Genomic DNA, 6,870 nt, shown 5'->3' with positions numbered 1-6,870 from the left:
GCTGGTCCCTCCTGAACAGCTCCCCGTCTTGGAAATCCCAAACCAATCAGTCAAAACCTCTGTGTAGAGGTACTAGAACGGCACCAATCCGAAAAGCTTGTTTCGTTAGAAGAGCTCCTTCAGGACGGCAGCTCTCGGCAGTGGCGGCCAAGAGGGCCTCCGAATTGGCTAAGGCGCTCAAGTACCTACGTAAGTTGTGGCGGAAGAAGACGATGGAGGTCGACACGCTGCGTGAACCCGTGGAGCACGGTCGAGCAAAAAATGAATTGCGCGCTCTTCATCATGACGGGGACAGCCAATGAAACATATTTGTGATGCCGAGGAGGCCGAACGTGAAATCCTCCACCCGATGCGAGCACCTGAGCTCGCAGGTCGCTGAAGTAGCACTTGAAATGGCGGATCGGCCTGTGCTGGAGGGCGAGTTGATTGAACTCGAGGCGCGGTGTGAGGAACAGGACAAGTGGTAGATTAATTCGCCGGGCCTGAAACCCCACATGATCTTCTTGTCGCGAGGCCGCTAGGACATTTCGCGTTCGTGGGTCGAAGAAATGGCCAGATCGTCAAAGCTCGTCGCGTCGAAGCGCGGCCGGGTACTCCTGGTGCGGGGCGCCGCGACAAGCTCTAGATCTTCCCTCGCGGGCGCCGGCGCGGCCTCGAAAACGGCGGGGAGTGCCTGTGGCGTGAGATCGAGGCGTCATCCGGTATGTGGCATCGTAGGATTTAGGCAACGCGAGGCGACGAGTTGTCGTGCGTTTTTGTGTTCAATGTCGCAACATGTTGGCGGATACCAAACAAGCGCGGGTTGGCTTTCGAAGAGAAAGCACGCGCCGCGCTTCGTTTTGAGTACATCTGCCCGCGCGCGGTAGCATCAGGTGACTGGCCCGGCGTTTGCTCCGCTGCTTGCCAAGAGCGTGCGGCTCCTCCTGCTTTGGGCGGGACCGTCCGCTGCAGAATGTGAATCTATGTGACCAAAGGCGATGCCATGAAGAATTGGAGTTCCGTGACGACCCGGGTGCTAGGCGCGGCCAGTGTTGCCCTGGCCTTGATGACGCGCACCGCCTGGCGGTCGATTACAAAGCGGATCATAGCAGCAATCCTAGCTTGCGACACGTTCCTGGAAACAGGAGCGCGCTTGCCCAGATCACAGCCACCTCAGAACAGTCTGCAAGCTTCACGCTGCACAACGGCCTGCAGGTGGTGGTGATCCCTGATCATCGCACCCCGGTTGTGACGCAGATGATGTGGTACAAGGTCGGCTCCGCCGACGAGACCCCCGGCAAATCGGGATTGGCGCATTTCCTCGAACATTTGATGTTCAAGGGAACGGCCAAGCATCCGGCCGGCGAATTCTCCCAGACCGTGCTGCGGGTCGGCGGCAACGAGAACGCCTTCACCTCGACCGACTACACCGGCTATTTCCAGCGCGTGCCGCGCGAGCAGCTTGGCAAGATGATGGAATTCGAGGCCGACCGGATGACCGGCCTGATCCTGCACGACGAGAACGTGCTGCCCGAGCGCGACGTCGTGCTGGAAGAATACAACATGCGCGTCGCCAACAATCCGGATGCGCGGCTCACCGAGCAGATCATGGCGGCGCTCTATCTCAACCACCCCTATGGCCGTCCGGTGATCGGCTGGCACCAGGAAATCGAAAAGCTCGACCGCGAGGACGCGCTCGCCTTCTACAAGCGCTTCTATGCGCCGAACAACGCGATCCTGATCATCGCCGGCGATGTCGACGCCAATGAAATCCGCCCGATGGTGGAGAAGAATTTCGCCGACATCCCCGCGCAGCCCTCGATCCCCGCCAAACGGCTGCGTCCGCAGGAGCTGACGCCAGTCTCCCCGCGCACGGTGACGCTGGCTGACCCGCGCGTCGAACAGCCGACCTTGCGCCGCTATTATCTCGTCCCGTCGGCCGCCACCGCGGCGGTCGGCGAAAGCCCGGCGCTCGGCGTGCTCGCGCAATTGATGGGCGGCGGCGCCAATTCCTATCTCTACCGCTCGCTGGTGATCGACCGTCAGCTCGCGATCTCCACCGGCGCCAATTATCAGGGCACCGCGCTCGACCCCTCGCAGTTCGTCATCTCCGCATCGCCAAAACCCGGCGTCGACTTCGCGCAGATCGAGGAGGCGATCGACAAGGTCATTGCCGATATCGCGCAGAACCCGCCGCGCGCCGAGGACCTCGAGCGGGTCAAGACCGAATGGCTCGCGGGCGCGATCTGCGCGCAGGATAACCAGGCGATGCTGGCACGCTGGTATGGCGGCGCACTCACCACGGGTTTGAGCGTCGACGATATCAGGAGCTGGCCCGACCGCATCCGTTCCGTCACCGCCGAGCAGGTCCGCGAAGCCGCGCAAAACTGGCTCGACAAGAAGCGTTCGGTGACCGGTTACTTGATCAAGGATGCTACGCCTAAACGCGAGGAGAAGCGCTCGTGACCTATTCTCTCACACGGCGTTCGGTCCTCATCGGCGGCAGCGCGCTCGCGCTGACGACGATGCTCGCATCGCGCCCGTCGCAGGCTGCAACCAAGATCCAGCACCTGGTCTCGCCCGGCGGCATCGAGGCCTGGTTCGTGCAGGATTCGACCGTGCCGCTGATTGCGATGGAATATGCCTTCGGCGGCGGCGCCAGCCAGGACCCTGCCAATGAGCCCGGCGTCGGCAATCTGGTTGCCAGCCTCCTCGACGAAGGTTCCGGCGATCTCGATTCCAAGACCTTTCATGAGCGGCTCGATCGCCGCGCCATTAAATTGAGCTTTTCCTCGGCCCGCGACCATTTCCGCGGCTCGCTGCGCATGCTCAAGGACAACAAGGATGAGGCCTTCGACCTGCTGCGCACGGCGCTGACCTCGCCGCGGTTCGAGGCGCCCGACGTCGAGCGCATCCGCGCGCAAGTGCTATCCAACCTGCGCCGCGAATCCACCAACCCGAGTTCGCTTGCCGGCCGCAAATTCCTCGAAGTCGCCTTCGGCGGCCATCCCTACGGCCGGCACGCCCAGGGTACGCTCGAGAGCGTGCCGACGATCGAGATCGCTGAGCTCAAGGACTATGTCCGCCGTATGCTCGCCAAGGACACGCTGAAGATCGCCGTGGTCGGCGATGTCGATCCGGCGACGCTCGGCAAATTGCTCGACAAGACCTTTGGCGGCCTGCCGGCCGAGGCCACGCTCACGCCGGTCGCCGACATCGTCGCGGCCAAACCGCCGCAGCGTGCCTTCATTCCGCTCGACGTGCCGCAAACGGTGGTGACCTTCGGCGGCCCCGGCATCCGCCGCAGCGAGCCGGATTTCATGCCGGCCTACGTCGTCAACCACATCCTCGGCGGCGGCGGATTGTCCTCGCGGCTTTACCGCGAAGTGCGCGAGAAGCGCGGGCTCGCTTATTCCGTCTATGAAGCACTGGTCTGGATGGAGCATTGCTCGCTGTTCATCGGCAACACCGGCACCCGCGCCGATCGCGCCGGCGAAACGGTGGACGCGGTCGAGAAGGAAGTCCGCCGCATGGCCGAGGAAGGCCCGACGCAGAAGGAGCTCGACGAGGCCAAGTCGTACTTGAAGGGTTCGCAGATGCTGGCGCTCGACACCTCGTCGAAGCTGGCGCAGGCGATGCTGCAATATCAGATCGACAAATTGCCGATCGACTACATCGAGAAGCGCAACGCCATCGTCGACGCGGTGACGCTGGACGACGCCAGGAAGGTTTCGCAGCGGCTCTGGGGCCAGGGCCTGCTCACGGTCGTCGTCGGCCGCACCCCGCACGCCGCCGCCCAACCGGTCAGCGCGCCATCAGCCGCGACACCGCCGCCCGCCGTCAGCCCACCGGCCGCCGCGCCATCAGCCGCAACGCCGGCAACACCTAACTAACTTTGTGTTTGTGAGGTGATATGCGATCTGAACTTCGTTGGGGTGCCGCAACAGCTGCGCTCGTTGGAAGCGGTGCCGTCAATTCGGTCGATCTTAAGCCGGCAGCAAAGGTCCCACCGGCACTGTGGAGCCGGACCGGAGGATATATCGGCGGGCACGTGGGAGGCGGCTACGGCCGGTCATCGTTTCGTGATCCCCTATGGTCGGTCGATTTACGGTGACCTCGTCGATAGCCCTGTGTTCCTGGCCGGAGGTCAGATCGGCTACAATTGGTAGAAGGAGCCTGGGCTCTTGGCCTCGAATTGGATGCCGGTGGCGTTGTCTCGGACGGCCAAACACCTGACCAGCATCTCTGCCAGATCGTCAAAAAAGTTTCACCAACGCGAGGCTGCACCGCCTCGACGAGTTAGCACTGGAGCAGGAAGATGCCCGAGAGTTCACATGCAGTTATTCGGACCTAGGGAATGACAATGGGTAACAAGCGGTGGGCCTGTGACCGACCTTGCTCTCTCAGGCTCAGTCTACGCGCCCTATGGTCTGATTCTCTGCACTGACTGCACCTGAGCCGTTGAGAGATCCTCTCCTTCGCTTGGTGGGGATGGCATTCGCATGTGGTGGGCGAAGTCCTCCTCCAGCGCGCCACGGTGTAGCGTTCATTGTCGATCTTCTCGCGGTCCCATTCCCTCGCAATCTGACGTCTCTTGACCTACAATGCAAATGCATTGCCGGGGGCAGATTATGGGAGCGGACCGTGACCAAGACGGCCGAAATCCTTGAAATCTCGCGACAATCACGGAGCGCGGCCAAACAACCGTGCCGGTACCCATCCGTAAGATCCTGGGGTTGGGCAAGCGCGAGCAGGTCGTGTTCCGCGGCCTCTCCGACGGGACCGTCGTGATAGCCAAGAAGCAAGCGCGCGCGGACGAGGGCGATCCAGTGATCGGCAAGTTTCTTAAATTGCTTGCACGGGACCATGGCCGATCAGCGGGCGCGGATTCGGCCCGTACCGAAGTCGCTGCTCGCGCGCGGCAAGGCCCTCGTCAAAGGCGTCAAGGTCGATCTCAACTCGGCTCTCCGAGATGACGAGGCGTGAGCGACGATAACCCCAAGATCAATGGTTGGACGATCTACGCGCACCCGCTATTTCTCGACCAGCTCGAGGCGATGATCGCGGCCGTCGAGAAAGCGCGAAACAAGGATCTTAAGGGATATAAGAAGAAGCGCGTGGCGGAGCTTCTCGCCGCCGTCCTCAAGCTGGCGTTCGAAGATATCCCGAGCGACCCTACTCGTGATGTCTACCGGCAGGGCGCCACGCTCGGCGACGAATACAGGCACTCAATTCCTGCAGCAGTTCCGCCTTTTCTTTCGATACCACCAATCGGGAAACTGCAAAGGTTATCGTGCTCGCCTGGGTAAACGATGACTCGACCCTGTCCGCCTATGAGAGCGCAAATGACGCGTATGCCGTGTTTCGGAAGATGCTGAAACGCGGAAACCCGCCTGATAGCTGCAAGGAGCTCCCGGCCGCCGCTCCGACGCCTCGACCAAGCGAAGGCTCGCGCGATCCGCGCCCAAGGGCTAAGCATGGAAACGGCGCGCGTCGATACACACACTACCCGCACATCGATACGATCAATTGCGAAAAGGTCGGACCCGTCGGGTAGGCCCAGGTCAAGGCCGGGAATGAAATTGCAAGCTTTTCGGTTGCAAAAGTCCGAAAGCTTGCATCGATGTCACCGAAGACGACGTCCAAGTGTCACGGAAGCGGTGCGGTTTCATAGGCAGTCCTCCAGGTTCAGCGCGGCTCCTTGTCTTCGACCATCACCAGCTTTTCTTCAGCAGACGACCGACGCCGCACCTTCCGGAGGAAACCAACACGGTCGCCATTGGCTCCTTGTGACACTCGTCAGGTTTTCGACAGCTAGCCCCTGCAAGATTAGTCTTGGCTCGCGCTGAAATCTCTGCCGCCCCGGCGCGTAACTCCGCAGATTTGCGCAGGCCCTGTATCGTCAAGAGGAGAGCAGGATGGATCCAATCGACCCATTATCAGCGAACCATCATAAGGTACGGGACATCGGGCCTCTCGTCGGATCGGACTGGGAGCACGGCTCCCGACGGGCCTCGGACGTCTTGATCGACATACTTGATCACAGCGGGCTCCTGCCGACCCACTTCGTCCCAATCACACGTTTCTCCATCAACCGTGAGCCCTACACGGCCGAGCTGGGGCCGGAAGGGCCCCGCGACGTTCTTCTCGTCCATCACTCCCAAGTTGGGCAGATGGATGAAACCAGGGCATCGTCGTCTGCCAGGCCATCCCATCAGCAGCGACTGGATTTCGCGCCTGTGATCCGCGAGGGGCATTGCGATCACAACCGCGAACGTTTCGCCCCACTAGAGCTCGTCCAAGCACTGGACGACGAGGGTCTCGTGCCGAGCGCGGGCCGTCCAACGCATATCCTCATCGAAGGTGTACCCTATAGGGCCGAGTTGCAAGAAACGGACAGAGGACCGCGCGTTCGTCTCTATCCTGTTGGACGTGGCTGAATAACTCGATTGGACTGCAACCCCAAGGCCCAGCGGGTTTGGGCACCGGGTATGCGCTCCACAACCAGCTCGCAGCACGGGCATGCCCGCCTCACCAACGGGGGCTTGGGGGAGTCGCTGACGGCGCGAGGACACATGCCGATCGAGTTCTACCGGCGCTGCGAGTGGCTGAAGAACTAGGACGTCGGCGCCATCACCGGCATCAACTTCGTTTCACTCGCTGCGAAGTCCGCTCGAGGTGCCGTCAAAACCCCTGCCGGTTGAGACTCGGAACGTTGCGGGGATGATGTGGGCCGTTCTCAGCTGGAATGTCCTGGCCGCGCCGACTGCCTGACCAGATCTCTGAAAGGACGCATAATTACTCATAGGTCAGAAATATAGGCGACATCTGGATGCTTGAAGAAGGAACGCACCAAAGCTGGTCTGTTGCCGATGTCGGCGAGCTGGGTGC

The 6,870-nt window shown here is 61.5% G+C and carries 3 protein-coding genes and 2 pseudogenes; all 5 read left to right on the top strand.

The genetic code is table 11. The features are described 5' to 3' along the window. Nucleotides 1–332: 332 nt before the first annotated feature. Entirely contained in the window at nt 333–467 is a 135-nt protein-coding gene (locus AC5ZG5_RS45300) for a hypothetical protein (RefSeq protein WP_456647081.1), read from the top strand. 634 nt (nt 468–1,101) lie between these two features. Next, nucleotides 1,102–2,445, top strand: coding sequence for a M16 family metallopeptidase (locus AC5ZG5_RS45295; RefSeq protein ID WP_456647082.1), 1,344 nt, complete (start codon nt 1,102–1,104; stop codon nt 2,443–2,445). A gap of 59 nt (nt 2,446–2,504) precedes the next feature. Beyond that, nucleotides 2,505–3,872, top strand: a complete 1,368-nt coding sequence (locus AC5ZG5_RS45290) for a M16 family metallopeptidase (RefSeq protein ID WP_456647083.1) — start codon at nt 2,505–2,507, stop codon at nt 3,870–3,872. A 751-nt stretch (nt 3,873–4,623) separates the two neighbouring features. Continuing rightward, nucleotides 4,624–4,965: pseudogene (locus tag AC5ZG5_RS45285) on the top strand (type II toxin-antitoxin system PrlF family antitoxin). Then, nucleotides 4,962–5,454: pseudogene (locus AC5ZG5_RS45280) on the top strand (type II toxin-antitoxin system YhaV family toxin). The pseudogenes AC5ZG5_RS45285 and AC5ZG5_RS45280 overlap by 4 nt, the downstream one beginning before the upstream one ends. The last annotated feature ends 1,416 nt before the right edge of the window (nt 5,455–6,870 follow it).

Source organism: Bradyrhizobium sp. Ses1 (assembly GCF_059512365.1).
The sequence above is the reverse complement of the archived record's forward strand: the minus strand, read 5'-3'. Positions and strand labels throughout refer to the sequence as shown.

Bases quoted from the DNA above. Each gene is read 5' to 3' on its own strand.
- AC5ZG5_RS45290 (WP_456647083.1), top strand. From the start codon at position 2,505: ATGCTCGCATCGCGCCCGTCGCAGGCTGCAACCAAGATCCAGCACCTG.